The sequence below is a fragment of the Sinorhizobium sp. GQ132 genome, assembly GCF_059758575.1.
In genome coordinates this window covers 648,724-672,661 of record NZ_JCAXDX010000001.1, presented here as the reverse complement: position 1 = coordinate 672,661, position 23,938 = coordinate 648,724, and the positions used below count along the sequence as shown (strand labels likewise).

Below are 23,938 nucleotides of genomic sequence, written 5' to 3'. Positions count from 1 at the left end.
GCCGATGCCGAGCCGACGCTGAAGCTGAACTGACGGGAGGACCATCCGATGAACGCAGTGGCGGACCGGCCGCGCCGGCTCGAAAGCTATATCGCCGGCACCTGGATGCGCGGAGCGAAGGACGGCGTGACCCTTTGCGACGCCGCGACCGGCGCGCCGGTGGCGCTCGTCGATTCCGGCGGCATCGATTTCGCCGCCGCGCTTGCCTACGGACGCAAAAAGGGCGGGCCGGCGCTTCGCCGGATGTCGTTCCACGAGCGGGCGATGATGCTGAAGGCGCTTGCCCAGTCACTGATGGAGCGCAAGGAGGAATTCTATGCGCTCTCCACCGCCACCGGCGCCACGCGTGCGGACAGCTGGATCGACATCGAAGGCGGCATCGGGACACTTTTCTCCTATGCCTCGAAGGGCAGGCGGGAGCTACCGAACAGCCGCGTCCTCCTCGATGGCGGCGTCGAGGCGCTGTCACGCGACGATACGTTTTCCGCCCAACATATCCTGACACCGTTTCAGGGCATCGCGGTGCACATCAATGCCTTCAACTTTCCCTGCTGGGGCATGCTCGAAAAGCTCGCGCCGACGCTGCTGGCGGGGATGCCTGCGATCGTCAAGCCTGCGAGCCAGACCGCCTATCTCGCCGAGCTGGTGGTGCGGCGGATCGTCGACACCGGTTTGCTTCCGGAAGGCGCGCTCCAGCTCGTCTGCGGCTCCTCGGGCGATCTTCTGGATCATGTCGGCGACCAGGACGTGTTGACCTTCACCGGTTCGGCCACGACCGGGCGCAAGCTCAAGACCCATCCCGCGATCGTCGGCAATTCGGTGCGCTTCACCATGGAAGCCGATAGCCTCAATGCGGCTGTCCTTGGGCTCGATGCGGCCCCTGGAACGGAGGAATTCGATCTTTTCGTTCGCGAAGTCGCCCGCGAGATGACGTCCAAGGCCGGGCAGAAATGCACGGCCATTCGCCGGGTGATGGCGCCGCGGGGCCATTGCGACGCGCTGGTCGCCGCTCTCGGCGAGCGGCTTGCCAAGGTTCCGCTCGGCGATCCCGCCGACGAGAACGTGCGGATGGGGCCGCTCGCAAGCCTCGGCCAGCGTGAAGAGGTGAGGGCGCGCATCCGCGATCTCACAACGGATGCAGAGATCGTTGCGGGCGATCCGGCAAGGCCGCAGCTCGTCTCCGGTGATGCGGAGGCGGGGGCTTTCCTCAATCCCGTTCTTCTCTATTGCGATCGTCCCGGCGCAGCGCGGTCGGTTCACGACGTCGAGGCCTTCGGCCCCGTGAGCACGATCATGCCCTATGATACGGCGGAAGAGGCGGTTGAACTCGTCCGGCGCGGAAGGGGGAGTCTCGTCACCTCCGTCTTTACCAATGATCCCGATATTGCGCAGGAGCTGGTGATCGGCATGGCGCCCTTCCATGGCCGTGTGATGATCGGCAACCGCCTGAGCGCCAAATCTTCGACCGGGCACGGCTCGCCCTTGCCTGGTCTCGTCCATGGCGGCCCGGGCCGGGCGGGCGGCGGCGAGGAACTGGGCGGCATGCGGGGCGTCAGGCACTACATGCAGCGCACGGCCGTTCAGGGCGCGCCGGCTCTCGTCTCGGCGGTCACCGGCCGCTGGATGGAGGGTGCGCCGGCGCGAGCCGGGGGCGAGCACCCCTTCCGCAAGTCGCTGGCAGAGCTGCGGGTCGGCGACCAGATCGTCACGGCGACGCGCACCGTCAGGCTCGAAGACATCGAGCATTTCGCCGAGTTCACCGGCGATACGTTCTACGCGCATATGGACGAGGAGACCGCCCGCGCCAATCCGTTCTTCGACGGGCGCGTCGCGCATGGTTATCTCGTCGTTTCCCTGGCCGCCGGTCTCTTCGTCGATCCCGCCCCGGGGCCGGTGCTCGCAAATTACGGCGTCGACGGGCTGCGCTTCCTGACGCCCGTCTATCCCGGCGACACGCTTCAGGTCCGCCTCACCTGCAAGGAGATCAGCCCGCGAATGAATGCCGACTATGGGGAGGTGCGATGGGACTGCCGCGTCGCCAATCAGACTGGCGCAACCGTCGCCCAATATGATGTATTGACCATGGTGGCGAAGACCGGAAGCGGGGAAGAATGATGACGGAGCAGGAGACGCGGCATCTGGTGATGACCGTCCTGATGACGCCGGACATGGCGAATTTCAGCGGCAAGGTGCATGGCGGTGCGCTATTGAACCTGCTCGACCGAGTGGCCTTCTCCTGCGCGTCGCGCTTTTCCAAGCAATATGCGGTGACGCTCTCGGTCGACCAGGTGATCTTCAAGGAGCCGATCCATGTCGGCGAACTCGTCACCTTCCGCGCGGCGATCAACTATGCCGGCCGTACCTCGATGGAGGTCGGAATAAGGGTGGAGGCGGAAAACATCCGGGCGGGCACGCGGCGGCACACCAATTCCTGCTATTTCACCATGGTCGCCGTCGACGAAGCGGGCCGTCCCGTCACGGTCCCGGAGTACCATCCGGAGACGGCAACCGAAAAACGCCGCCACCAGGCGGCCGAGCTGCGCCGCACGCTTCGGCGGGAATTCGCCCATCGGCTGAAGACGGTCGCGGAAACGGGGCGGGATGTTGGGGAGTAGACGGACACCGACCGGATGGCGTCGATACCCTCTCCGCCCTGCCGATCCAATTCAGAGGGGGTGCCCGGCGTCAAGGTCCACCGCATCGGTCAGCGACCCCTGAATTTCGGGTTGCGCTTCTCCAGGAAGGCTGCCACGCCCTCTGCATAGTCGGCGCTGCGGCCGGCTTCGCGCTGCAGGTCGCGTTCGAGGGTGAGTTGTTCGTCGAAGGAATGGGTGGCGGCGGCGTGGATCGCGCGCTTGGTCAGACCGAGCCCCCTGGTCGGCCCGGCAGCGAGCCGCACGGCAAGTGCGGAGGCCTCGTCCATCAGCGCCGCGTCGTCGACGGCGCGCCAGATCAGGCCCCAGCTCGCCGCCGTGTCTGCGTCCAGCGGTTCGGCCGTCATCGCCAGCGCCTTGGCTCGCGCTTCGCCGACGAGCCGCGGCAGGCTCCAGGTTCCGCCGGAATCGGGCACCAGTCCGATTTTCGCGAAGGCCTGAATGAAGCGGGCGGAGCGGGCGGCAAGCGTGATGTCGCAGGCGAAGGCGATGTTGGCGCCGGCCCCGGCGGCAACCCCGTTGACGGCGCAGACGACCGGCTTTTCCAGGCTTCGGATCAGCTTCAGGAGCGGATTGTAGAAGGTCTCGATCGTGTGGCCGAGGTCCGGCGTGCCGCCCTTGCGGGGATCGCGGTCGCCGAGATCCTGGCCCGCGGAAAAGCCGCGTCCCGCTCCCGTCAGCATCACGGCACGCACATCGTCGTCCGATCCGGCGCGCTCGAAGCCGGCGCGCAGTGCCAGATGCATTTCCTCGTTGAAGGCATTGAGCTTGTCGGGCCGGTTGAGCGTCAGGCGCAGGACGCCGGCTTCAAGCGCCGACAGCACGGTGTCGGAATCGGACATGTTTCCTCCCTGCACCCTCTGGTCCCGCCCATAAAAGCCTTGCATGGACCGACCCGCCGGTCAATCATGACGCACGGAGGACGAGCATCGTGCCCCTCAGCATCGTGCATAGAGACGGGGTCGCCGTCGTCGCCACCGGCAACCCGCTGCGCCACGTTTATCATGCCGAGCGCGCCGCACGCCGTCCGCCGGCGCTAGCCGGCATCGAGCCGCGCCCCATCCGTTCGGCGGCGGTGATCGGCGGCGGCACCATGGGAACCGGCATCGCCGCGGTCCTGCTCAACGCCGGAGTTCCGCTCGTCCTGGTCGAACGCGACGAGGCGGCGGTGGAACGGGCGCTTGCCAGGCTGCGCGCAATCTTCAACGGCGCGGTGAAGCGCGGACGCATCTCCGTGAGGCTTGCGGCCGAGCGCCTGGCAGCCGTTACCGGCACGACGCATTATACAGCGCTCGCCGAGGCGGACCTGATCATCGAGGCGGTCTTCGAGGATCTCGACGTGAAGCGCGATGTCTTTCGAAGGCTCGCCGCCGTCTGTCGCGCTGACGCCATTCTCGCGACGAACACGTCCTATCTCGATCCCGAACGGATCGCCGCGGACATCGGGAGCCCGGAGCGGTTTCTCGGGCTGCATTTCTTCAGCCCCGCGCAGGTGATGAAGCTTCTCGAAATCGTGCCCACGCAAGCGACGGCGCCCGAGGTGCTGGCGACCGGTTTCGCGCTGGCGCGGATGCTGAACAAAATCCCCGTGCGCGCGGGTATCTCGGACGGTTTCATCGGCAACCGGATTCTCAAGGTGATGCGGGCCCAGGCCGAGCGGCTGCTGCTCGGCGGCGCGACACCCGCCGCCGTCGATGCCGCCATGCGCGCCTTCGGGCTGCCGATGGGGCCGTTCGAGGCGCAGGACCTCGGCGGGCTCGATATCGCCGCCTTCCAGCGCCGTGCCGCCCGCGCCCGCGGCGAGACGGCTTTTGCGCCGGTCGCCGACCGTCTTTCGGAGATCGGGCGCTTCGGCCAGAAGAGCGGCGGCGGCTGGTACGACTACGCGCCCGGCGACCGAACACCACGGCCCTCCGCGACGGTCGCCCGCATCATCGCGGACGAGGCTCGGGTCCGGCCCCGAAGCGTTTGGGACGAGGCCTCCATCGCCGACTGCATCTTTTGGCCGATGGTCAACGAGGCTACGCGGATTCTCGAAGACGGAACGGCTCTGAGGGCCTCCGATATCGATCTCGTGGAGATCCATGGCTACGGCTTTCCGCGCTGGCGGGGCGGGCTGATGCATCATGCCCAGGCGCACGGCCTTCACAAGGTCGCGGAGGCGCTGAGTGCGCTTGCGGAGGCGGGATTCGCCGATCCCCCTTGCGACCCGCTGCTCCAGGCTGCCGCGCGAGGCAGCTTCCTTTGACGGCGCGCCCCGCAAGGGCCACGGGGCGGGCATTTTGTCTCGGCCGGCCGAGCCGGGTTGCGCAAACGGCCACGTTTTCCTAGGAGGACCGTTTCGGATTTAAGAACAGACAGGTCCTGCCTTGATCGAGACCCCATACTACCTCATCGACAAAGCCAAGCTTACTCGCAACATGGAAAGGATCGCCCACGTGCGCGAGAAATCCGGCGCCAAGGCTTTGCTGGCGCTGAAGTGCTTCGCCACCTGGTCGGTTTTCGACCTCATGCGCGACCATATGGACGGCACCACGTCTTCCTCGCTTTTCGAGGTGAGGCTCGGCCGCGAGCGGTTCGGCAAGGAAACCCATGCCTATAGTGTCGCCTATGGCGACAACGAGATCGACGAAGTGGTCTCTCACGCCGACAAGATCATCTTCAACTCGATCTCGCAATTGGAGCGTTTTGCCGACAAGGCGGCGGGCATCGCGCGCGGACTGCGGCTCAACCCTCAGGTCAGTTCCTCGAGCTTCGACCTGGCCGATCCGGCGCGTCCCTTTAGCCGGCTCGGCGAGTGGGACGTGGCGAAGGTCGAGCGCGTCATGGACCGGATCAACGGCTTCATGATCCACAACAATTGCGAGAACAAGGATTTCGGTCTCTTCGACCGGATGCTCGCGCGGATCGAGGAAAGGTTCGGCTCGCTCATCGCCCGCGTCGATTGGGTAAGCCTCGGCGGCGGCATTCACTTCACCGGGGACGACTATCCCGTCGAGGCCTTTTCGGCGCGCCTCAGGGCATTTTCCGACCGCTACGGCGTCCAGGTCTATCTGGAGCCGGGCGAAGCGTCGATTACCAAGAGCACGACTCTCGAAGTGACGGTGCTCGACACGCTCTATAACGGCAAGAATCTCGCCATCGTCGACAGTTCGATCGAGGCGCACATGCTTGACCTGCTGATCTATCGCGAGGCGGCCAAGGTTTCGCCGAACGAGGGGCCGCATAGCTACATGATCTGCGGCAAGTCCTGCCTCGCCGGCGACGTCTTCGGCGAGTTCCGCTTCGCCGAAGAGCTGAAGGTGGGCGATCGCATCTCGTTTCAGGACGCCGCCGGCTACACCATGGTCAAGAAGAACTGGTTCAACGGCGTGAAGATGCCGGCGATCGCCATCAGGGAACTTGACGGAAGCGTCAGGACCGTCCGCGAATTCACCTACGCGGACTACGAGCAGAGCCTCTCCTGAGGCTTCGCGCAAGCAAAACGGGTAGAAGGAGATATCCCCCGAAATGAAAAAGAACGTTCTCATCATCGGCGCCGGTGGCGTGGCACAGGTCGTGGCGCACAAATGCGCCCAGAACAGCGATGTATTGGGAGATATTCATGTTGCCTCACGCACGGTCGACAAGTGCCGCAAGATCATCGACTCCGTACGCGAAAAGAACAGCCTGAAGACCGAGGTGAAGCTCGAGGCGCATGCGCTCGACGCGCTCGACGTCGAGGCGACGAAGGCGCTCATCGTGAGCACCGGCTCTCAGATCGTGATCAATGTCGGCTCCGCCTTCGTCAACATGTCGGTGCTGCGCGCATGCATGGACACGGGTGTGGCCTATATGGACACCGCGATCCACGAAGAGCCGAACAAGATCTGCGAAACGCCGCCGTGGTACGGGAACTATGAATGGAAGCGCGCCGCCGAATGCAGGGAAAAGGGCATCACCGCCATTCTCGGCGTCGGCTTCGACCCGGGCGTGGTCAATGCCTATGCGCGCCTCGCCAAGGACGAATATTTCGACAAGATCACGGATGTCGACATCGTCGATATCAATGCCGGCAACCACGGCAAATATTTCGCCACCAATTTCGATCCGGAGATCAACTTCCGGGAATTTACCGGCGTCGTCTATTCCTGGCAGAAGGGCGCCTGGCAGACGAACCGGATGTTCGAGGTCGGCAAGGAGTTCGACCTGCCCGTCGTCGGCAAGCGCAAGGCCTATATGACCGGCCATGATGAGGTTCACTCGCTGTCGAAGAACATGGACGGGGCCGACGTGCGTTTCTGGATGGGCTTCGGCGACCATTACATCAACGTCTTCACGGTTCTGAAGAACCTGGGCCTCCTGTCAGAGCAGCCGGTCAAGACGGCCGAGGGCCTCGAGGTGGTGCCGCTGAAGGTGGTCAAGGCAGTCCTGCCGGACCCGGCGTCGCTCGCGCCCGGCTACGAGGGCGAGACCTGCATCGGCGATTTCGTGAAGGGCCTCAAGGACGGCAGGGAACACGAGGTGTTCATCTACAACGTCGCCGACCACAGGCAAGCCTATGAGGAAGTGGGCTCGCAGGGCATCTCCTATACGGCCGGCGTTCCGCCGGTGGCCGCCGCGATGCTGATCGCCAGCGGCGAGTGGGATGTGAAGCAGATGGCAAATGTCGAAGAACTGCCGCCCCGGCCCTTCCTCGACCTCCTGAACCGTATCGGCCTGCCGACGCGCATCAGGGACGAGCAGGGCGACCGGGCACTCAGCTTTTCCTGAAAGACGCCGGGGCCAGAACGAGAGTCCGGTTGCAGCCCGACCGTCATATGACGGCCGGGCTGCAATCGCCGCGACGCCCCCTCATTCCCGGCCCAGGAAATGCAGGATGTGATCGGTAAATTGCTCCGGATCCTGAAGCAGCGAAAAATGGCTGACTTCCGGCTGGATCAATAAACCCGCTGCGGGAATGCTGTCCGCGATGAACAGCGTGTCTTCTCGCCTGACGACCTCCTCATGGTCACCATCCACGACCCAGACGGGAACGGCGATGCTGCCGAGAGCCTCTGCGGTGAGGTTCGGTTGCGATTCCCACATCCGGTCCATCTGCTCACGGAAGTCGCCGTAGGCGCCCGGTGTGGGAGACAGTTTCACATATTCTTCGCGCGCCCTGTCGAGATAGGCTTTGAACAACACGTTTTGGTCCAGTGGGTAGAGGCCTGACGGCTTGCTGTTCGCTGCGAAAGCGAACACCCTGCTTATGCGTTCCGCATGGTCTATCGCGAGCTTCAGGCCGATGATCGCACCGTCGCTCCAGCCGACGATGGTGGCTTTCTGCAGGCCGAGGAAATCCATCAGCGCCACCACATCGGTTGCCATGAGGTCATAGCTCAAGGGTCGTTCATCCCGGGTGCTGCGGCCATGGCCGCGGCTGTCCATGACGATGACCTGATAGGAGCCGGCGAGCGTGGAAATCTGGTTTCCCCAATAGCTCGAATTGCCGAGTCCGCCGTGGAGCATGATGACGGGCTCGCCGCTGCCGTAGACCGCATGCCAGATCTTGATGCCGTTCACCGGCGCCTCTCCCTCGCGCCCTGCTGCGGGAAGGTCCGGCGTTTCCGGCAGCATCTTCCATCTCGGCTCCGCCATCGCCGTGCCAAGCGAGGCAGCGCCCGCAATCAAAGAGTACATGATTTTCGTTCCCCAGCGCTTCCCACGACCCGACTGGGTCGGGCTCTCTATTGTCGCCATCGTTTCCCCCGCCAGCGATTGTCAGTTTTCCATTCGCAGCAGCCCGCTTATTCGAAGAAGCTCCATCTGGCTTCTAACGCCGAGCTTGCCGTAGAGGCTCTTCACCTGGGTCCTGACCGTCTCCCGCGAGATGCCGGCGGCATCGGCGATCCGCGCCGCATTCTGCCCCGAGATCAGACCCTGCATTGCCCGCAACTCCGTGGCCGTCAGACCATTCGCGCTTGCAAATCCCCTGAGATCCAGGGGCGGCTCCTTTGCTTGGGATTCGATCAGCACGATCACGGAAGGGCCTTCGAAATAGGCAGACTCGCAGTCCTTGCACGTGCGAATGAGCGTGAGCTTCGTCGAACCGAGGACGAAGGTCGTGGCCGTCTCTCCGTCGAAGCCGCGGCGGAGCATCCCATGGAGTGCCGCGTCAGCATCGCTGTCCCGGATATGCAGTTTTCCCCCGGGGGTCAGCCTCAGGACCCGTCCCGCTTCGACCATCGCCTGGCCCTGGGCGCCGAAATTGATCGCGCGAGCGCCTTCGTCGACGACGACGACGCCCAGCTCACTCTTCTGACATACGGAACGGCCAATTTCGGACGCGACGGCGCTCCGCCGGTTGGCGTACCGGAAGGCCCGCCGCAGATGCGGCGCCAACCGCGTCAGCAGATCGGCCACGTCCCGGTTCTTCTCGGGATCGGCTCTCGAGGTGGTAATCGACAGCAGCATTGACTGTCCGCGCTCTCTGGCGAGCGTCACGCCGACCGCGCTTTCCCCGACCATCGGTCGAAAGAAGTCGTTGTAGAAGGGTGTTTTCACGAATTGCTCGCGTGGCAGCATCTGCTCGGCGACGACACCGATCCCGATCTTCCGCCGAGAGGCTGCGGGCATCCACGGATTGAGCTTCGCATAGTGGCTGGCGTAGTCCGAGACGACGTCGGCCGGCAGACCCGATGTAAGCTCCCATGCCCCAGCCCCACTGTCGACGTCGTGATAGAACAAGGTCGATCGGCCGTCCGGAAGCGTAGCGGCCAAGCCGTCGAGAAAACTTTGCCACGTCGTCTCGTGAAGCAATGCGGAATAGATCCGGTCGGCAAGCCTGCTCTCGACTGCAGCTTCGATGCTCATGGCGGCCCCTCCTGCACAGTGGGCAGACCTGCTCCGGACTGCAGGTCCCCCGCCTGCAGTTCCTGAGCAGCCCAGGCTCTTACTATAGGCGATCAACCTCGACCTGGCATCACCCCGCGGGGTGAGCGTCTCGGCCGCTCGTCTGCGGAGCTCTCGGGGGAGCGTATCGTCCCGCGAAGGCCGGCTTCGCTCGCGCCGCGGACGGCTGAAGAAGATGGGCCGCAAGCGGCTGTTGCACATCACAGGCCCGCTGGAATTTACCTCCGCGGTCGAGCGTGCCGAGGCATTTCGGGCCGTCGCCGGCGGTGGCGCCGGTCCTGAGTGATGGCCTTGACAGAGTGCGAGTTTCTTGTGTTCTCGCAGGTCGTCCATGTTGATGTAGCGATTGGCCTCCATCCAGTTTTCGTGGGTTTCGGCGGCGAGCGCGCGGACGAGGCTTGCCCAAAGCCGGCTGCGGCGTCTTAGGAGCCCCGCAGCGATTCCGCGTCGATTTTAGGTTCGAGACTATCAACGTTACCGATCGGGCTTTATCTGACCGGAAGAGCCAAGGTCAATCACTGTCTTAAATACGACAGCACTTGCCATCGCACAGAGCTCTCACAATTGTGCATTTCGCAAAGCCTCGACGACCTCGATTCGCGCGACGCCGATCAATTGTTCCATTGCGTGGCGCGCGACGTCGGGCTGCCGCATCCTAATCGCTTCCAGTACATCCTGGTGCTTCGATATCGCCTGTTCGTGGGACTGGCTTGCGCGATTGGTCAGCCGGAAGCTGGCAAGCAGTGCCGCGCGGATCGCGGTGGCAAACTGTCGGTAGACCCAATTGCCGCTCGCGTTGATAATGGCGGTGTGGAAGTCGAGATCTGCGCGGCTCCATTCTTCGGTGTCACGCGCATTGGCCTCGACCATTTCCTCGAATGCTTTCGAAATCTGGAACAGCTGACGCGCCGTTGCGTTAGCGGCTGCCTGAGCTGCTGCGGCCGGTTCCAGCAACTGTCGCGCATCGATCAGCGATATGTAGAAATGTTCGTCAGCACCGAACTTGAGCGTCGCGTCCAGCACCAATGGGTCCAGATAATTCCAGTTCTCCCGTGGCAGTATTGTCGTTCCCGCCCGCGTGCGCGAGCGGACCATGCCAAGAGCAGAGAGGTATTGCATGACTTCTCGCAGTGTCGTGCGGCTGACACCGAACTTGTCAGTCAGATCGGCTTCGTTCGGCAGGATTGAGCCTTCGGCCATCTCACCGGAAATGATCATATCGACAAGTTGCTGGAGGAGTGCTTCACGAACACTTCGCTTGCCGCTGTCGGCGATGGGAAAGCCCTTGGAGGAAATCATTCCCGCCGACCGTGCCACTGTCATCTTACTCTCCCCCAGACGGCAGTCTGCCGCGTCAGGTTGCCGGCATGAAGCGCCGGGATATTGCATTCGGGGCCAATCTAAAAATAAATAGTATTTATATCAAGCCTTTTTATTCCCGCTACTGCTAAATATTTGAGCATGGTGAGCGTGTAACTAACTGACATAAATAGCAAAATTCGAGATGAACGTAAATCAGCCTACCTGCACCGATCTCGATGACGCAATCTCCAACGACTCATCGCCGTAAAATAAATCGTATTTATATTGACAATGATATGATCAACGGTATTTTAACCGCGTTCCGCCGGAGGAGCGGGATCGCGACCAATTCGACCACGCATCACAAGATAAGATTCCTTTGGAGGAGCACATGAAGCTCATGAAAACCGCCGCTTTGACGGCAATGACTGTATTGGCCTTTAGTGCGGCTGCCGCGTCCGTTTCAGCACAAGACAACGGTCTGAAAGTCGGCGCGATCTATATGGATGCGCAGGGCTTCTATGCCGGAGTGCGAAAGGGCATCCAGACCGGCGCGGCTGATGCCGGGCGCAAGCTCGAGATCATCGAGACCAACGCGCAGGGCGATGTCAGCAAGGAATCGTCCTTCATCGACGCGCTGATCTCTGCCGGCGTCCAGGCGATCATCGTTTCGCCGGTTTCGGCCGATGGGTCCTATCGCGCCATCCAGCGTGCCCATGACGCCGGTATCCCGGTCGTTTGCTACAACACCTGCCTCGGCGAAGAGGACATGAAGGAATTCGTCTCGGCCTACGCCGTCGGCGATCCCTATGACTTCGGCTTCAAGCTGGGCGATGCCGCCGCTGATTATTTCCTCGCCGAGAAAATGGACGCGCCGACCATCGGCGTTCTCAACTGCGAATTCGTCGAGGTTTGCGTCATCCGGCGCAAAGGCTTCGAGGAAGCATTGAAAGCCAAGCTGCCCGGCGCGCAGATCGTCGCCAACCAGGAGGGTGCGACGCTCGACAAGGCGGTCTCCGTCGCCAGCACCATGCTGTCGTCCCATCCGGACCTTGACGCCTTCTTCGGTGAAGCCGGTGGTGCGACGCTGGGTGCCGCCCTTGCCGTGAAAAGCCAGGGTCGTGCCGGCAAGACGGTGGTGTTCGGAGGCGACATGACGACGGAAATCGCACTGGAACTGGTCGATTTCACAGTCATCAAGGCGGTTGTTGATATCTCCGGACAGGGTCTGGGCAAGTTGGCCCTGACGCAGGCAATCAAGTCGATCGAAGGCCAGGCGCCTGCCGATATCAAGGTGCCTTACGAGATCGACCTCTACAACACAGCGGAATCCGGCAAGGCCTGGCTCGAAGCGCATTCCGACGGTATTCCTTGATTTCCCAGGCTGTGTTGCCGGAAGGCTGGCACAACTGACCTGACCGGCCGGATGGACATCTCAGTCTGTCCGGCCGGGACACGCCAAGATCGCGATGGCGAACAACTCCGATACAGGCCTTCTCATGACGAACACTGCTGCCAGCCAGAGCCATGAACGCACGATTATAGCGTCGATCGACGGTTGCACGAAACGCTACCCTGGAGTGTTGGCGCTCGACAATGCCAGTTTCGACGTGTCCGCGGGCGAAGTCCGCGCACTTCTTGGCAAAAACGGCGCCGGTAAATCCACGCTGATCCGCGATGCTGACGGGTGCGGAAATGCCGGACACCGGCACTGTGCGCATCACCGGCGAGGAATTGACCCAACACGGCTCCGCCCGCGCGCAGGAATCCTTCGCCAGGGGGGTGCGCGTCGTATATCAGGAACTGTCGCTGGTCCCCGGCATGACGCTGGCGGAAAATCTCTTTCTCGGCCGTTGGCCACGCAAAAGCGGCATCCTTAACTATTCGGATATGGAAGCGCAGGCCCAGGAGGCGATGACACGCCTTGGCCTCGACCTCCCGCCCTCCCGCCTCGTTGCCGGCCTTAGCCCCGCAGAGCGCCAGCTACTTGAGATCGCCCGTGTGCTGCTCGGCAAGCCGAAGCTCGTCATTCTCGACGAGCCGACCAGTTCGCTCGCAGCGGCGGAGGCCGAAAAGGTGATGACCGCCGTTAAGCGCATCGCCAGCGAAGGCATTGCCGTCATCTATGTCAGCCATCGGATGAACGAGATCCGCCGTATTTCGCAGTCGGCAACTGTGATGCGTGACGGCCGGATTATCGACACAGTCGATGTTGCCGGCGCCGATACGCGCGAGATCGTCCGGCTGATGCTAGGTTCGGAGGCGGCGCAGGCCGCAGTTCTCGAAACGAAGGCACGCGAGAAGCTCGTTCTTGAGGTCGCGGACCTGGCGCTGGAGCCGAAACTCTCGTCGATCTCCTTCAAGCTGCGCCAGGGCGAAGTTCTCGGCATTGCGGGCTTGCTCGGTTCAGGCCGCACCGAGCTGCTGCAATCGATCATGGGCGTCCGGCATTTCGATCGCGGGACTGTTTCGGTCGATGGAAAATCGGTCGGGCGACCGAAATACAAACGCATGCTCGACGCTGGCTTCGGCTATACGCCGGAAAGCCGCAAGGAGGAGGGCATCGTTCCCTTGCTCGGCGTCGACGAGAATACCATCGCCACCAATTTCGCAGCGGTCAGCAGCAGCGGCATTCTCTCGGCTAGCCGGATGGCGGAGGCAACGCGCAGGATTGTCCAGCGGCTCCACATCAAGGCCGCCGAAACCGATACACCGATCGGCACGCTTTCGGGCGGCAACCAGCAGAAGGTCGTCATTGGTCGCTGGGTCCATGCAGACAGCCGTGTCCTTCTGCTTGATGAGCCGACGCGCGGCGTCGACGTCGAGGCGAAGGCCCAGATCTATGGCATCATCCGCCAGCTTGCCGCCGAAGGCCGTAGCATCATCTTCGTCTCCAGCGAGATTGAGGAACTGCCGCTCGTCTGCGACCGCGTCGTGGTCCTGCGCGAAGGCACGCTGAAGGAAGAATTCACATCCCCCGATATTGATCAGGACGCCGTCATGGCCGCCTGCATCGCCGGTCACTGACGGAGAATACGGAATGTCCCTCGAACAGGCAGCACAATCACCTGCATCCCCAAAGCCCCGGCGCGGTGGATTTTCGCAGCACATGAACGAAGTCAGCCTCTTCGTCGCGATCGCCGTGCTCTACATCGTCTTTACCGCCACCGCCGGCGGCTTCATGACATTCAACAACCAGATCAACATCCTGCGCGACGCGGCAACCATCGGCATCGCCGCTTGGGCCGCCACGTTGATCATCATCTCCGGCGAGATCGATGTCAGCGTCGGTCCTATGGTCGCCTTCATCTCCGTGGCACTCGCCTATCTCCTGCAGTGGGGCATTCCGACCCCGATCGCCTTCGTGTTCGCCATCGCGATCGGGGCAGCACTTGCCTCGATCGCCGGCATCCTGCGCGCCTATTTCGACGTTCCGTCCTTCGTCGGCACACTCGGCCTGTGGAGCGCTCTGCGCGGCACGGCCCTGTTCGTCACCGACGCGCTGCCGGTTTCGATCGGGCGCAATGACATCGTCGATATGCTTGACCGGCCGGTGCTCGGCGTGCCGCCTGCGGCCATCATCATGCTGGTGCTGTTTGCCGTCTTTGCCTTCGTCAGCCGCAAGACCGCTTTCGGTCGTTCGGTCTTTGCAATCGGCGGCAATCCGCATGCTGCATTCCTGTCGGGCATCAATGTCGCTCGCATCCGCGTTGCGCTGTTTGCCATTGCCGGGGCGATGGCTGCCGTGTCCGGGATACTGCTCCTCTCGCGGCTCGGCTCGGGCAACGCGACGGCCGCCAACGGCCTGGAATTCGACGTGATTGCCGCTGTCGTTGTCGGCGGCACGGCTCTTTCCGGCGGGCGCGGTTCCATGCTCGGAACATTGCTGGGCGTCCTGGTCATCACCTTGATCGGCAACGGACTGGTGCTTCTCGGCATCAATCCCTTCTTCCAGCAGGTCGTGCGCGGCCTCATCATCGTCGTCGCGGTGCTCGCCAACATTCAGGCGATCAAGCGCGGCGCAGCGCGCAACAAGGGGTGATCCGGTGACCGTTGTCGATCTCAGCAGCGGTGAACTTTCAATCCGTATCTCCACGCGTGGCGGCATCGTGCTTGGATTTTGGTGGACGCGGGGTGGCGCGCGCGTGCCGTTGCTTCGCGAGGCTCCCGGCGACGACGTCGATGCGCTCGCATCCGGTTGCTATCCGCTCGTACCGTTTGGCAACCGGGTGAAGGACAACCAATTTCGCTTCAACGACAGGGATTACCGGCTGCGGCCGAATACTGATTGGGACAGGCACTATCTCCATGGTGAAGGATGGCAAGCTGATTGGAGCATACGCCAGCAGGACGCAACAATGGTGGAACTCGTCTTCGATCACGAAGCGGACGATGCGACGCCTTACAGCTATTCCGCAATCCAGCGGTTTTCCCTGCGGGACGGCTCCCTCGACTTGACGCTGTCCGTCACCAATCTGGGAGGGGACGCGCTTCCCTTCGGTCTCGGGTGGCATCCTTACTTCCCGATGACGCTGAAGACCACATTGCTGGCGCCAGCACGGAAATATTGGACCGAAGTGAAAGACTGGTTGCCCGGCGAAGCCATCGATATCCCCATCGACGTCGATTTCAGCGATCCCCGGGGTCTGCCCCATCGCTGGGTGAACAATGGTTTTGAAGACTGGTGTGGTAAGGCGCAAATCGTCTGGCCCGAACGAACTGCGCAACTGTCGCTGACGGCCGATCCGCTTTTCCGCCATGCCTTCGTTTTCGTGTCCGACACGCAGTTCGACCCGGCTTTCGCGCGCGATTATTTCTGTTTCGAGCCTATGACGCATCTGGCGAATGGCCACAATTTGCCCAGGCTCGGCGATCTCTCCGTGTTGCAGGCGGGTGAGACGCTCAGTGGCAGTATTCGAATGAAGCCGTCGATCTGGACGGATCAATAGCAGTTGTCGCCAATCGAAGCGGCTGGAGAATGAGACATGTCCCAAGGGACGGCATACGATTACATTATCATCGGCGGTGGCAGTTCCGCCTGCGTCGTCGCAGCGCGCCTGGTCAAGGACGGCAAGGCACGGGTGCTGATGCTGGAACGCGGGCCGCGCAAGGCCAATCCGATCATGCATTTCCCGGCTGGCTACATGAAGTTCCTCGCCAAGGACACTTACCTGTCGATGCACCAGACCAAGCCGCAGGAGCAGCTGAACGGTCGCGGCCCGATTGTGCCGCAGGGCAAGGTTCTGGGCGGCGGCAGCACGGTCAATGCCATGGTCTACATGCGTGGACAGGCAGCCGATTACGATCGCTGGAACGAAGCGGTGACCGCACCCGGCGCCAACAACGACGGTGCATGGTCCTATCGGGACATCCTGCCCTACTTCAAGGCACAGGAAGACAATGATCATCTCGGTGGCGAGTTCCACGGCGTCAGCGGACCACTGAAGATTTCGGACCTTGGCCACACCAGCCCGATGACGCGCGCCTACGTTAAGACTCTGCAGGGCATGGGCATTCCCTACAATCCCGACTTCAACGGCGCCGAACAGTTCGGCGTGGGCTTCATGCAGCATACGATCGACTGGCAGACACGTCGCCGCTGCAGCGCTGTCGATGCCTTTCTAGCGCCGGTCATGAACGATCCCCGGCTGACCATCGAAACCGAAGCAACGGTCACGCGCATCATCCTGGAAAACGGCAGGGCCATCGGTGTCGACTACGTGCGGAACGGCACGAAGAAGACCGCCAAGGTCGGCGTCGAAGTCATTCTTGCCGCCGGCGCCTATCAGACCCCCAAGCTGCTGATGCTCTCCGGCATCGGCCCGGACGACGAGCTGTCCCGCCACGGTATCAGGACCGAAATATCCCTGTCCGGCGTCGGCCAAAACCTGCAGGATCACTACGAATGCCCGGTTGTCGCGACGACAAAGGGCTCGTTCGGCTATTACGGGGCGGACCGGGGCTGGCCGATGATCAAGGCCGGGCTGCAATATTTGCTGCTCAAAACCGGTCCCGCGACCACGACGGGTGTCGAAACCTGCGCCTTCTACGACCCCGACGGCAACAATGCCGAACCGACAATCCAGATGTTCTGTGTGCCGACCGTCTATCTGGATCGCGATGTCATGGGCACCGATCCTGGTGACGGCGTGACGATCAATTCGCTGCTGCTGCGGCCGAAGGCACGCGGGAGCGTGACTCTTGCGTCCGCCGATCCGTTTATCAACCCCATTGTCGATACCCAGATTTTCAGCCATCCGGACGATCTGCGTCTGACGATTGCCAGCTTCCGCTTCGCCCGCACTGTGCTTGCGGCGTCTCCAATGCGCGAACTGATAGACAAGGAAATCTTTCCCGGCGCCGGCGTCACCAGCGACAAGGCGATCGCCGATCATTGCCGCCGCACGGTCAAGACCGGTTATCACCCCGTCGGCACTTGCCGCATGGGCCATGACCAGGATCCGGACGCGGTGTTGACGCCCGACCTCAAGGTGCGCGGCGTCGACGGGTTGCGTGTGATCGACGCGTCGATCATGCCCTCCATCGTCAGTGGAAACACCAATGCCGCGGTTCTCGGCGCCGCCGCAAAGGCCGCCGATCTCATTCTGGCCTAGTGCCATCGACAAACGGTAAACTAGTGAAATTATTAGAGTCGGTCAGCCTTAAACTGAATCGAACCGGGATTGAACCAACCCGCTGACGCAGGAGAAGTGGGGTGTTTGGAGGCTCGGTCTCCTGATGGGATGTTGGGGTTTTGAGAACCAACCCCTGACCAGGAGACCGACCGATGGCCGACGCCCCGGCAGCGGTGAACCCGCTGCGCCGCCGCATGATCGACGACATGACGATCCGCAACCTGTCGCTGGCCTCCACGCCACCTCACAAAAATCATGCTTTCGGCGGGAAAACCTTTTCCCATCTTGACTCCCGGTTTGAGAAAAGGTTTTCTCAGCTGCAGTTCTCTGGGAGGAGGCGAAACTGAATTCACAGCGCGGCAAGGGACATCGGGTCACGATTCACGATCTGGCAAGGGTTGCCGGCGTGAGCGTTTCGACCGTGTCCAAGGCTCTCAACGACAACGGCCGCATGGCCGCCGGAACGCGCGAGCGTATCAAGAATCTCGCGGCGGAAATCGGCTTTCGTCCGAACGCACTGGCGCGCGGCCTGCTCAGCAACCGCAGCTTTACAGTCGGCCTTCTGACCAACGATACCTATGGCCGCTTCACCCTTCCGGTTATGGCCGGCATTTCCGAGGCGCTGGTGGATCATGGGGTTTCGGTGTTCCTCTGCGCAATCGAGGACGACCCGGCGCTCGGGAAAATCCATGTCGACGCCATGCTGGACAAGCAGGTGGACGGCATCATCGCGACAGGCAAGCGGGTCGACAGGTCTCTCCCGGTCGATCTCGCCGGCCTGCCGGTGCCCGTCGTCTATGCTTTCACCAAGGGCGAGCCCGGCAGCGTGACGCTGACCTCCGATGACGGTCATGGCGCGAGGCTGGCGGCAGGACGGCTGCAGAAGATGGGCCGCAAGCGGCTGTTGCACATCACAGGCCCGCTGGAATTTACCTCCGCGGCCGAGCGCGCCGAGGCATTTCGGGCCGTCGCCGGCGATGGGGCGCCGGTCCTGCATGGGGTCTGGTCGGAGGCCTGGGGTCACGAGGCGATCGGCCGCATCTGGGATGCGGGCGGTGAGAGGCCCGACGGCGTCTTCTGCGGCAACGACCAGATCGCCCGCGGCGTGGTCGATGCGCTGCGCGAGCGCGGCGTCAGGGTGCCGGAGGATGTCTCCGTCATCGGCTTCGACAATTGGGAGATCATGGCGGCGCAGACGCGGCCGCCGCTGACGACCGTCGACATGAACCTCAAGGAGCTTGGGCGGGAGGCCGGGCTGATGGTGCTTGCACTTGCAGAGGGGCGGACGATCGAGCCCGGCCTGCGCAAGCTGCCCTGCCGGCTTGTCGTACGGGACTCCTGCGGAGGCGGGGGACGACAGAATTGATTGAGGAGATGGGGTCACCCGGAGTGGCCCCGCATTTGGGAGGAATGCGAAATGTTCACGAAACTGATGGCAGCGACGGCCCTCATATCGGCCAGCATGATCTCGGTCGCATCGGCCGAGACGATCAGCATGTGGGTCCGCTCGGGTATCGGCGACTCGTTCAAGGAAGTCGTCAAGGCCTACAATGCAGGTCACGAGCACAAGGTGGAGCTCACCGAGGTGCCCTTTGCCGAGCTCGTGCAGAAATATGCCACTGCGATCGCCGGCGGCCAGGCGCCGGACGCGCTTTCGCTCGACCTGATCTACACGCCGGCATTCGCCGCCGCCGGTCAGCTGGAAGACCTCACCGACTGGGCGAAGGCGCTGCCCTACTTCAATTCGCTCTCGCCCTCGCATGTGAAGCTTGGCACCTATGAGGACAAGATCTACGGCCTGCCGCTCACGGTCGAGACCTCGATCTTCGCCTGGAACAAGGACCTCTACAAAAAGGCCGGCCTCGACCCCGAAAAGGCACCGGAGACCTGGGAGGAGATCACCGCCAATGCCGAGAAAATCCGCGCGCTTGGTGGCGACACCTACGGCTTCTATTTCTCCGGGGGCGGCTGCGGCGGCTGCATGATCTTCACCTTCACGCCGCTGACCTGGGGCGCGGGCGCCGATATCCTTTCAGCCGACGGCAAGACCGCGACGCTCGACACGCCGCAAATGCGCAAGGCCGTCGATATCTACCGCAACATGGTCGAGAAGGATCTCGTTCCCGCGGGCGCCGCGAGCGACAACGGCGTGAATTTCCTCAGCTTCACCAATGGCAAGATCGGCCAGCAGAGCCTCGGCGCCTTCGCCATAGGCACGCTGGTGACGCAGCATCCGGAGATCGATTTCGGCGTGACGCTGATCCCGGGCGTCGACGGCAAGCCGTCCTCCTTTGCCGGCGGCGACAACTTCGTCGTCACCAAGGGCACGCCGAAGCTCGAAGAGGTGAAGGAATTCCTCGAATATACCTATTCGCCGGAAGGCCAGAAGATCATGGCGAAATTCGGCAGCCTGCCCACCCGCGGCGACATCGCCAATGAGGTGCTCGAAGGCCTCGACCCGCGCCTCAAGGTCGGGATGGAGGCGATCGCCGTCGCCCAGACGCCTTATACGCTGCAATTCAACGACCTGATCAACAGCGCCAACGGGCCGTGGGCGACCTTCACCAATGCTGCGATCTATGGCGATGACGTCGACGGGGCGTTCTCGAACGCACAAGACGAGATGCAGTCGATCATCGACGCCGGGCAGTAAGGCGGACACGAGGAAACTGCCGCTTCGCGGATGGCGGGTGGGGATAACCCCCTCCGCCACCAGTGCCCCGAAACTCTCGAAAGTGCATACATGACGACGTCAGCGCTCACATCCGCCAGGCACCGACGCCGCCCGAAGCGGCAACCCGGCTGGCGCGGGCTCATCTATATCGCGCCGGCGATGGCGCTCGTCACGCTCTTCTTCGTGCTGCCCGTGCTGTTCACCCTGTGGATGAGCCTGCACAAATGGCCGCTGCTCGGCGAGCCGGCCTGGATCGGCCTGCGCAACTATACGCGGATGTTCACCGATGCGCGGTTCTTCAACGCGCTCGGTTTCACCGCCCACTATACCCTGATCGTCACGATAGCGATTTTCGCCGTCGCCTTTCCGCTGGCGATTTTCGTGGAGAAACAAAGGCCGTTGGTCTCGCTCTACCGGACCATCGTCTTTCTGCCTGTCGTGGTGGGGCTCGCATCCGCCTCGCTGCTCTGGGTGTGGCTCGCCAATGTCGACAGCGGGCTTTTCGCGCCGCTCTTCGATATGCTGGGCCTCACCTCCGGACGGATCAACCTGCTCGCCAAGTTCGATACCGCGTTTCTGACCATCATCGTCATGGTGGTCTGGAAGATCGCCGGCTTCACCATGATCATCCTGCTGACGGGGCTGCAGGCCATCCCGGCCGAACTGACCGAGGCCGCGCGCATCGACGGCGCCGGCCGCTGGCAACGCTTCCGCCACCTGACGCTGCCCCTGATGCGCCGGACCATGGCGCTGGCGCTCATCCTTTCGGTCACCGGCTCGATCCTCGCCTTCGACCAGTTCTACATCATGACCAGCGGCGGCCCGCAGAACAAGATGATCTCCGTCGTCTACTATATCTTCAACCAGTCCTTCGTGTCCTTCAATCTCGGCTACGGCGCGGCACTGTCGATCGCGCTCCTCCTGATCCTGGTGACGCTCAGCGTCGTCCAGCTCTGGCTGCTCAAGGTGGGGGACGAACGCCCATGAGGACGCGCCGCGAAATCCGCGCCCGCAAGGCGCTCCGGGACAGGATCGTCTACCACGGCATCGGCATCGGCACGGCCTTCTTCTTCCTGGCGCCCTTTGCCGTTTCCTTTCTTGCCTCCTTCCGGCCGAACAGCGAGTCCGGCAGGCCGCCGCTGCCGCCATGGCCGATCTCGGGGCTGAGCTTCGACGCCTACCGGGCGCTCGACAGCTTCGGTGCCGGCATCTGGCAGCACATGTTCAATTCGCTCCTCGTGTCGATCGGAACGGTCGCCCTGACCGTCGCGGTCAGCGTGCTCGCCGGTTACGGCTTCTCCCGCTACCGCTTCCCGTTCAAGAACGCGCTTTTCGTGCTGATCATCGCGACGCTGATGATCCCGTTCCAGTCGATCCTGACGCCGCTCTTCATCATCCTGGCGCGGCTCGGGCTCAACAATTCGCTCGTCGGGCTGATGCTCGTCTATGTGACGCTGCAGCTCCCTTTCTCCGTCTTCATGATGCGCAACGCCTTCGATGCCGTGCCGAAGGAAATCGAGGAGGCGGCGCGCATCGACGGCGCCCGCGATCTGAAACTGCTCGTGCGGGTGTTGCTGCCGCTGGTCATGCCCGGGATTGCGACCGTGTCGATCTTCGCCTTCCTCAATGCCTGGAACGAATTCTTCGCCGCGCTCGTCCTTCTGTCCAGCAACGACAATTACACGCTTCCCGTTCTGATGACCGCCGTGCGCGCCGGCCGTCTCGGTGCGATCAACTGGGGCGCGGTGCAGGCCGGCGTCGCGGTGATGGTCGTTCCCTGCCTGTTCGTCTTCCTTCTTCTGCAACGCTATTACATGCGCGGGCTGATGGCCGGCGCGGTGAAATAATCCGAGAGAAAGAAACCTCATGACAAAGACCGTGAAAGACCGCCAGTTCCGCCCCGTTGCCGTTCCCGATGTCGAACTCGGCGGATTCTGGGGCAAATGGCAGGATGCCGTCTGCCAATCCACCGCCGAAACCCTGCTCGACCGCTGCGTCGAGGCTGGCATGATCAAGGCGATCGACGTCAGTGAGCCAAGCCCAGGTATCGTCATCCCCATCCAACCCTGGGGCGGTACCACCCAGATGTTCTGGGACTCCGACCTCGGCAAGTCGATCGAGACGATCGCCTATTCGCTCTACCGCCGCCCCAATCCGGAACTCGAGGCGCGTGCCGACCGGATCATCGACATGTACGAGAAGCTGCAGGACCAGGACGGATATCTCAATGCCTGGTTCCAGCGCGTTCAGCCCGACCGGCGCTGGACCAACCTGCGCGACCACCACGAGCTCTATTGCGCCGGCCATCTGATCGAGGCTGCCGTCGCCTATTACCAGGCGACCGGCAAGCGCAAGCTTCTCGACATCATGTGCCGCTTTGCGGACTATATGATTACGGTCTTCGGGCATGGCGAAGGGCAGATTCCGGGTTATTGCGGCCATGAGGAGATCGAGCTCGCTCTCGTCAAGCTTGCGCGCGTGACGGGCGAAAAGAAGTATCTCGACCTTTCGAAGTTCTTCATCGACGAGCGCGGCACCGAGCCGCATTTCTTCACCGAAGAGGCCAAAAGGGATGGCCGCGATCCGGAGAGTTTCATCCAGAAGACCTATGAATACGGTCAGGCGCATCAGCCGGTGCGCGAGCAGAAAAAGGTCGTCGGCCACGCCGTGCGCGCGATGTATCTCTATTCTGGCATGGCCGACATCGCGACCGAATACAGGGACGACAGCCTGACGGCGGCCTTGGAAACGTTGTGGGACGACCTCACCACGAAGCAGATGTACATTACCGGCGGCATCGGTCCGGCAGCCTCGAACGAGGGTTTCACCTGCTATTACGACCTGCCCAACGACACGGCCTATGCCGAGACCTGCGCCTCCGTCGGCCTTGTCTTCTGGGCGAGCCGCATGCTCGGCCGCGGCCCGAACCGCCGCTATGCCGACGTCATGGAGCAGGCGCTTTACAACGGCGCCTTGCCGGGCCTTTCGATCGACGGCAAGACCTTCTTCTACGACAACCCGCTGGAAAGCACTGGCGGGCACCACCGATGGAAGTGGCATCATTGCCCCTGCTGCCCGCCCAATATCGCGCGGCTCGTGACCTCGATCGGTTCCTATATGTATGCGGTCGCGGAGGATGAGATCGCAGTCCATCTCTACGGCGAAAGCACGGCGCGGCTGAAACTCGCGAACGGCGCCGAGGTCGAGCTCAGGCAGGAGACCAGCTACCCCTGGGAGGGGGCGATCGCCTTCACGACGAAACTCGCCAGGCCGGCGAAGTTCGCGCTGTCCTTGCGCATACCGGAATGGGCGGTCGGCGCGACGTTAAGCGTCAACGGTAGGATGCTCGATCTCTCGGCTCATTTGACCGGCGGCTATGCCCGCATCGAACGCGAATGGTCGGACGGCGACCGGGTGGCGCTTTATCTGCCGCTGGCGCTTCGGCCGCAATATGCCAATCCGAAGGTCCGGCAGGATGTCGGCCGCGTGGCGCTGATGCGCGGTCCGCTGGTCTATTGCGTCGAAGCCACGGACAATGGCGAGGATCTGAACGCAATTGTGCTTCCCCGCGAACTGCCGGCTGCCGAAACGGTCGTGCTCGATGATCTGAACGGTGCGATTGCCATCGACATTTCCGTCGAGCGCGAGGAAACGGAGGACTGGGGAAAGGCGCTTTACCGACAGACGAGGCCTGAGCGCCGCCCGCACAAAGCGCGCTTCGTGCCCTATCATCTCTGGGACAACCGGGCGCCGGGAGAGATGCTCGTCTGGGTCCAGTCGGAAAAGTAGGCGACCTCCAG

At 62.7% G+C, this 23,938-nt stretch carries 20 protein-coding genes and 2 pseudogenes; 18 read left to right on the top strand and 4 right to left on the bottom strand.

What is annotated here, in order from left to right:
- Positions 1-48: 48 nt before the first annotated feature.
- Positions 49-2,115, top strand: a complete 2,067-nt coding sequence (gene paaZ / locus AC6CIG_RS03060; protein ID WP_498322282.1) for a phenylacetic acid degradation bifunctional protein PaaZ — start codon at positions 49-51, stop codon at positions 2,113-2,115.
- On the top strand, positions 2,115-2,615 hold the full coding sequence (locus AC6CIG_RS03055; protein WP_018096076.1) for an acyl-CoA thioesterase: 501 nt from the start codon (positions 2,115-2,117) through the stop codon (positions 2,613-2,615). Before paaZ ends, AC6CIG_RS03055 begins: the two co-directional genes overlap by 1 nt.
- An 89-nt stretch (positions 2,616-2,704) precedes the next feature.
- Here the strand turns inward: AC6CIG_RS03055 and paaG are convergent, their stop codons facing one another.
- Entirely contained in the window at positions 2,705-3,496 is a 792-nt protein-coding gene (gene paaG / locus AC6CIG_RS03050; protein ID WP_498322281.1) for a 2-(1,2-epoxy-1,2-dihydrophenyl)acetyl-CoA isomerase PaaG, read from the bottom strand.
- 89 nt (positions 3,497-3,585) lie between these two features.
- Here paaG and AC6CIG_RS03045 point away from each other — a divergent pair, with 89 nt between their 5' ends.
- The 3 genes from AC6CIG_RS03045 (at position 3,586) to AC6CIG_RS03035 (ending at position 7,406) form a co-directional block, all read left to right on the top strand.
- Entirely contained in the window at positions 3,586-4,902 is a 1,317-nt protein-coding gene (locus tag AC6CIG_RS03045) for a 3-hydroxyacyl-CoA dehydrogenase family protein (RefSeq protein ID WP_498322279.1), read from the top strand.
- 121 nt (positions 4,903-5,023) lie between these two features.
- Complete coding sequence (nspC, locus tag AC6CIG_RS03040) at positions 5,024-6,121, top strand: carboxynorspermidine decarboxylase (protein WP_437405612.1); 1,098 nt, start codon at positions 5,024-5,026, stop codon at positions 6,119-6,121.
- Between the two features lie 43 nt (positions 6,122-6,164).
- Entirely contained in the window at positions 6,165-7,406 is a 1,242-nt protein-coding gene (locus AC6CIG_RS03035) for a saccharopine dehydrogenase family protein (protein WP_498322278.1), read from the top strand.
- An 81-nt stretch (positions 7,407-7,487) separates the two neighbouring features.
- Here the strand turns inward: AC6CIG_RS03035 and AC6CIG_RS03030 are convergent, their stop codons facing one another.
- Entirely contained in the window at positions 7,488-8,315 is an 828-nt protein-coding gene (locus AC6CIG_RS03030; RefSeq protein ID WP_498322277.1) for an alpha/beta fold hydrolase, read from the bottom strand.
- An 81-nt stretch (positions 8,316-8,396) separates the two neighbouring features.
- Positions 8,397-9,488, bottom strand: coding sequence for a helix-turn-helix transcriptional regulator (locus AC6CIG_RS03025; RefSeq protein WP_498322276.1), 1,092 nt, complete (start codon positions 9,486-9,488; stop codon positions 8,397-8,399).
- Between the two features lie 121 nt (positions 9,489-9,609).
- On the opposite strand from AC6CIG_RS03025, the pseudogene AC6CIG_RS03020 reads away from it, so the two are divergent.
- A pseudogene (locus AC6CIG_RS03020) lies at positions 9,610-9,801 on the top strand (LacI family transcriptional regulator); the annotation flags it as partial.
- Positions 9,802-10,085: 284 nt separating this feature from the next.
- On the opposite strand, the gene AC6CIG_RS03015 reads toward AC6CIG_RS03020, so the two are convergent.
- A complete protein-coding gene (locus AC6CIG_RS03015) occupies positions 10,086-10,850 on the bottom strand; it encodes a FadR/GntR family transcriptional regulator (RefSeq protein WP_498322274.1) in 765 nt (254 codons plus the stop codon).
- A gap of 370 nt (positions 10,851-11,220) precedes the next feature.
- On the opposite strand from AC6CIG_RS03015, the gene AC6CIG_RS03010 reads away from it, so the two are divergent.
- The 12 genes and pseudogenes from AC6CIG_RS03010 to AC6CIG_RS02955 all read left to right on the top strand — a co-directional run bounded on the left by AC6CIG_RS03010 (position 11,221) and on the right by AC6CIG_RS02955 (position 23,927).
- Complete coding sequence (locus AC6CIG_RS03010) at positions 11,221-12,204, top strand: substrate-binding domain-containing protein (protein WP_498322273.1); 984 nt, start codon at positions 11,221-11,223, stop codon at positions 12,202-12,204.
- A gap of 94 nt (positions 12,205-12,298) precedes the next feature.
- A pseudogene (locus tag AC6CIG_RS03005) lies at positions 12,299-12,466 on the top strand (hypothetical protein); the annotation flags it as partial.
- Between the two features lie 40 nt (positions 12,467-12,506).
- Positions 12,507-13,856, top strand: a complete 1,350-nt coding sequence (locus AC6CIG_RS03000) for a sugar ABC transporter ATP-binding protein (RefSeq protein ID WP_498322271.1) — start codon at positions 12,507-12,509, stop codon at positions 13,854-13,856.
- A 13-nt stretch (positions 13,857-13,869) separates the two neighbouring features.
- Entirely contained in the window at positions 13,870-14,871 is a 1,002-nt protein-coding gene (locus tag AC6CIG_RS02995) for an ABC transporter permease (RefSeq protein ID WP_411926500.1), read from the top strand.
- 4 nt (positions 14,872-14,875) lie between these two features.
- The gene (locus AC6CIG_RS02990) at positions 14,876-15,778 is read left to right on the top strand and encodes an aldose 1-epimerase (protein ID WP_498322269.1); all 903 of its coding nucleotides are present in this window, start codon (positions 14,876-14,878) and stop codon (positions 15,776-15,778) included.
- A gap of 36 nt (positions 15,779-15,814) precedes the next feature.
- Positions 15,815-17,443: a GMC family oxidoreductase gene (locus tag AC6CIG_RS02985; protein ID WP_498322268.1), complete on the top strand. Its 1,629-nt coding sequence runs from the start codon at positions 15,815-15,817 to the stop codon at positions 17,441-17,443.
- Positions 17,444-17,616: 173 nt separating this feature from the next.
- A complete protein-coding gene (locus tag AC6CIG_RS02980; protein ID WP_498322266.1) occupies positions 17,617-17,811 on the top strand; it encodes a hypothetical protein in 195 nt (64 codons plus the stop codon).
- Between the two features lie 59 nt (positions 17,812-17,870).
- Positions 17,871-18,830 (top strand): LacI family DNA-binding transcriptional regulator, encoded by a 960-nt coding sequence (locus AC6CIG_RS02975; protein WP_437416644.1) that lies wholly within the window; start codon positions 17,871-17,873, stop codon positions 18,828-18,830.
- 51 nt (positions 18,831-18,881) lie between these two features.
- On the top strand, positions 18,882-20,117 hold the full coding sequence (locus AC6CIG_RS02970; protein ID WP_018096084.1) for an ABC transporter substrate-binding protein: 1,236 nt from the start codon (positions 18,882-18,884) through the stop codon (positions 20,115-20,117).
- A 90-nt stretch (positions 20,118-20,207) separates the two neighbouring features.
- Positions 20,208-21,125 (top strand): carbohydrate ABC transporter permease, encoded by a 918-nt coding sequence (locus AC6CIG_RS02965; protein ID WP_018096085.1) that lies wholly within the window; start codon positions 20,208-20,210, stop codon positions 21,123-21,125.
- Complete coding sequence (locus AC6CIG_RS02960; RefSeq protein ID WP_018096086.1) at positions 21,122-21,985, top strand: carbohydrate ABC transporter permease; 864 nt, start codon at positions 21,122-21,124, stop codon at positions 21,983-21,985. The genes AC6CIG_RS02965 and AC6CIG_RS02960 overlap by 4 nt, the downstream gene beginning before the upstream one ends.
- Positions 21,986-22,004: 19 nt before the next feature.
- A complete protein-coding gene (locus AC6CIG_RS02955; RefSeq protein ID WP_498322263.1) occupies positions 22,005-23,927 on the top strand; it encodes a glycoside hydrolase family 127 protein in 1,923 nt (640 codons plus the stop codon).
- Positions 23,928-23,938: the final 11 nt, after the last annotated feature.

Coding starts and splice junctions, on each gene's coding strand:
- paaZ (WP_498322282.1), top strand. CDS start 49: ATGAACGCAGTGGCGGACCGGCCGCGCCGGCTCGAAAGCTATATCGCC.
- AC6CIG_RS03055 (WP_018096076.1), top strand. CDS start 2,115: ATGACGGAGCAGGAGACGCGGCATCTGGTGATGACCGTCCTGATGACG.
- paaG (WP_498322281.1), bottom strand. CDS start 3,496: ATGTCCGATTCCGACACCGTGCTGTCGGCGCTTGAAGCCGGCGTCCTG.
- AC6CIG_RS03035 (WP_498322278.1), top strand. CDS start 6,165: ATGAAAAAGAACGTTCTCATCATCGGCGCCGGTGGCGTGGCACAGGTC.
- AC6CIG_RS03030 (WP_498322277.1), bottom strand. CDS start 8,315: ATGTACTCTTTGATTGCGGGCGCTGCCTCGCTTGGCACGGCGATGGCG.
- AC6CIG_RS03025 (WP_498322276.1), bottom strand. CDS start 9,488: ATGAGCATCGAAGCTGCAGTCGAGAGCAGGCTTGCCGACCGGATCTAT.
- AC6CIG_RS03015 (WP_498322274.1), bottom strand. CDS start 10,850: ATGACAGTGGCACGGTCGGCGGGAATGATTTCCTCCAAGGGCTTTCCC.
- AC6CIG_RS03010 (WP_498322273.1), top strand. CDS start 11,221: ATGAAGCTCATGAAAACCGCCGCTTTGACGGCAATGACTGTATTGGCC.
- AC6CIG_RS03000 (WP_498322271.1), top strand. CDS start 12,507: ATGCTGACGGGTGCGGAAATGCCGGACACCGGCACTGTGCGCATCACC.
- AC6CIG_RS02995 (WP_411926500.1), top strand. CDS start 13,870: ATGTCCCTCGAACAGGCAGCACAATCACCTGCATCCCCAAAGCCCCGG.
- AC6CIG_RS02985 (WP_498322268.1), top strand. CDS start 15,815: ATGTCCCAAGGGACGGCATACGATTACATTATCATCGGCGGTGGCAGT.
- AC6CIG_RS02980 (WP_498322266.1), top strand. CDS start 17,617: ATGGCCGACGCCCCGGCAGCGGTGAACCCGCTGCGCCGCCGCATGATC.
- AC6CIG_RS02970 (WP_018096084.1), top strand. CDS start 18,882: ATGTTCACGAAACTGATGGCAGCGACGGCCCTCATATCGGCCAGCATG.
- AC6CIG_RS02965 (WP_018096085.1), top strand. CDS start 20,208: ATGACGACGTCAGCGCTCACATCCGCCAGGCACCGACGCCGCCCGAAG.
- AC6CIG_RS02960 (WP_018096086.1), top strand. CDS start 21,122: ATGAGGACGCGCCGCGAAATCCGCGCCCGCAAGGCGCTCCGGGACAGG.
- AC6CIG_RS02955 (WP_498322263.1), top strand. CDS start 22,005: ATGACAAAGACCGTGAAAGACCGCCAGTTCCGCCCCGTTGCCGTTCCC.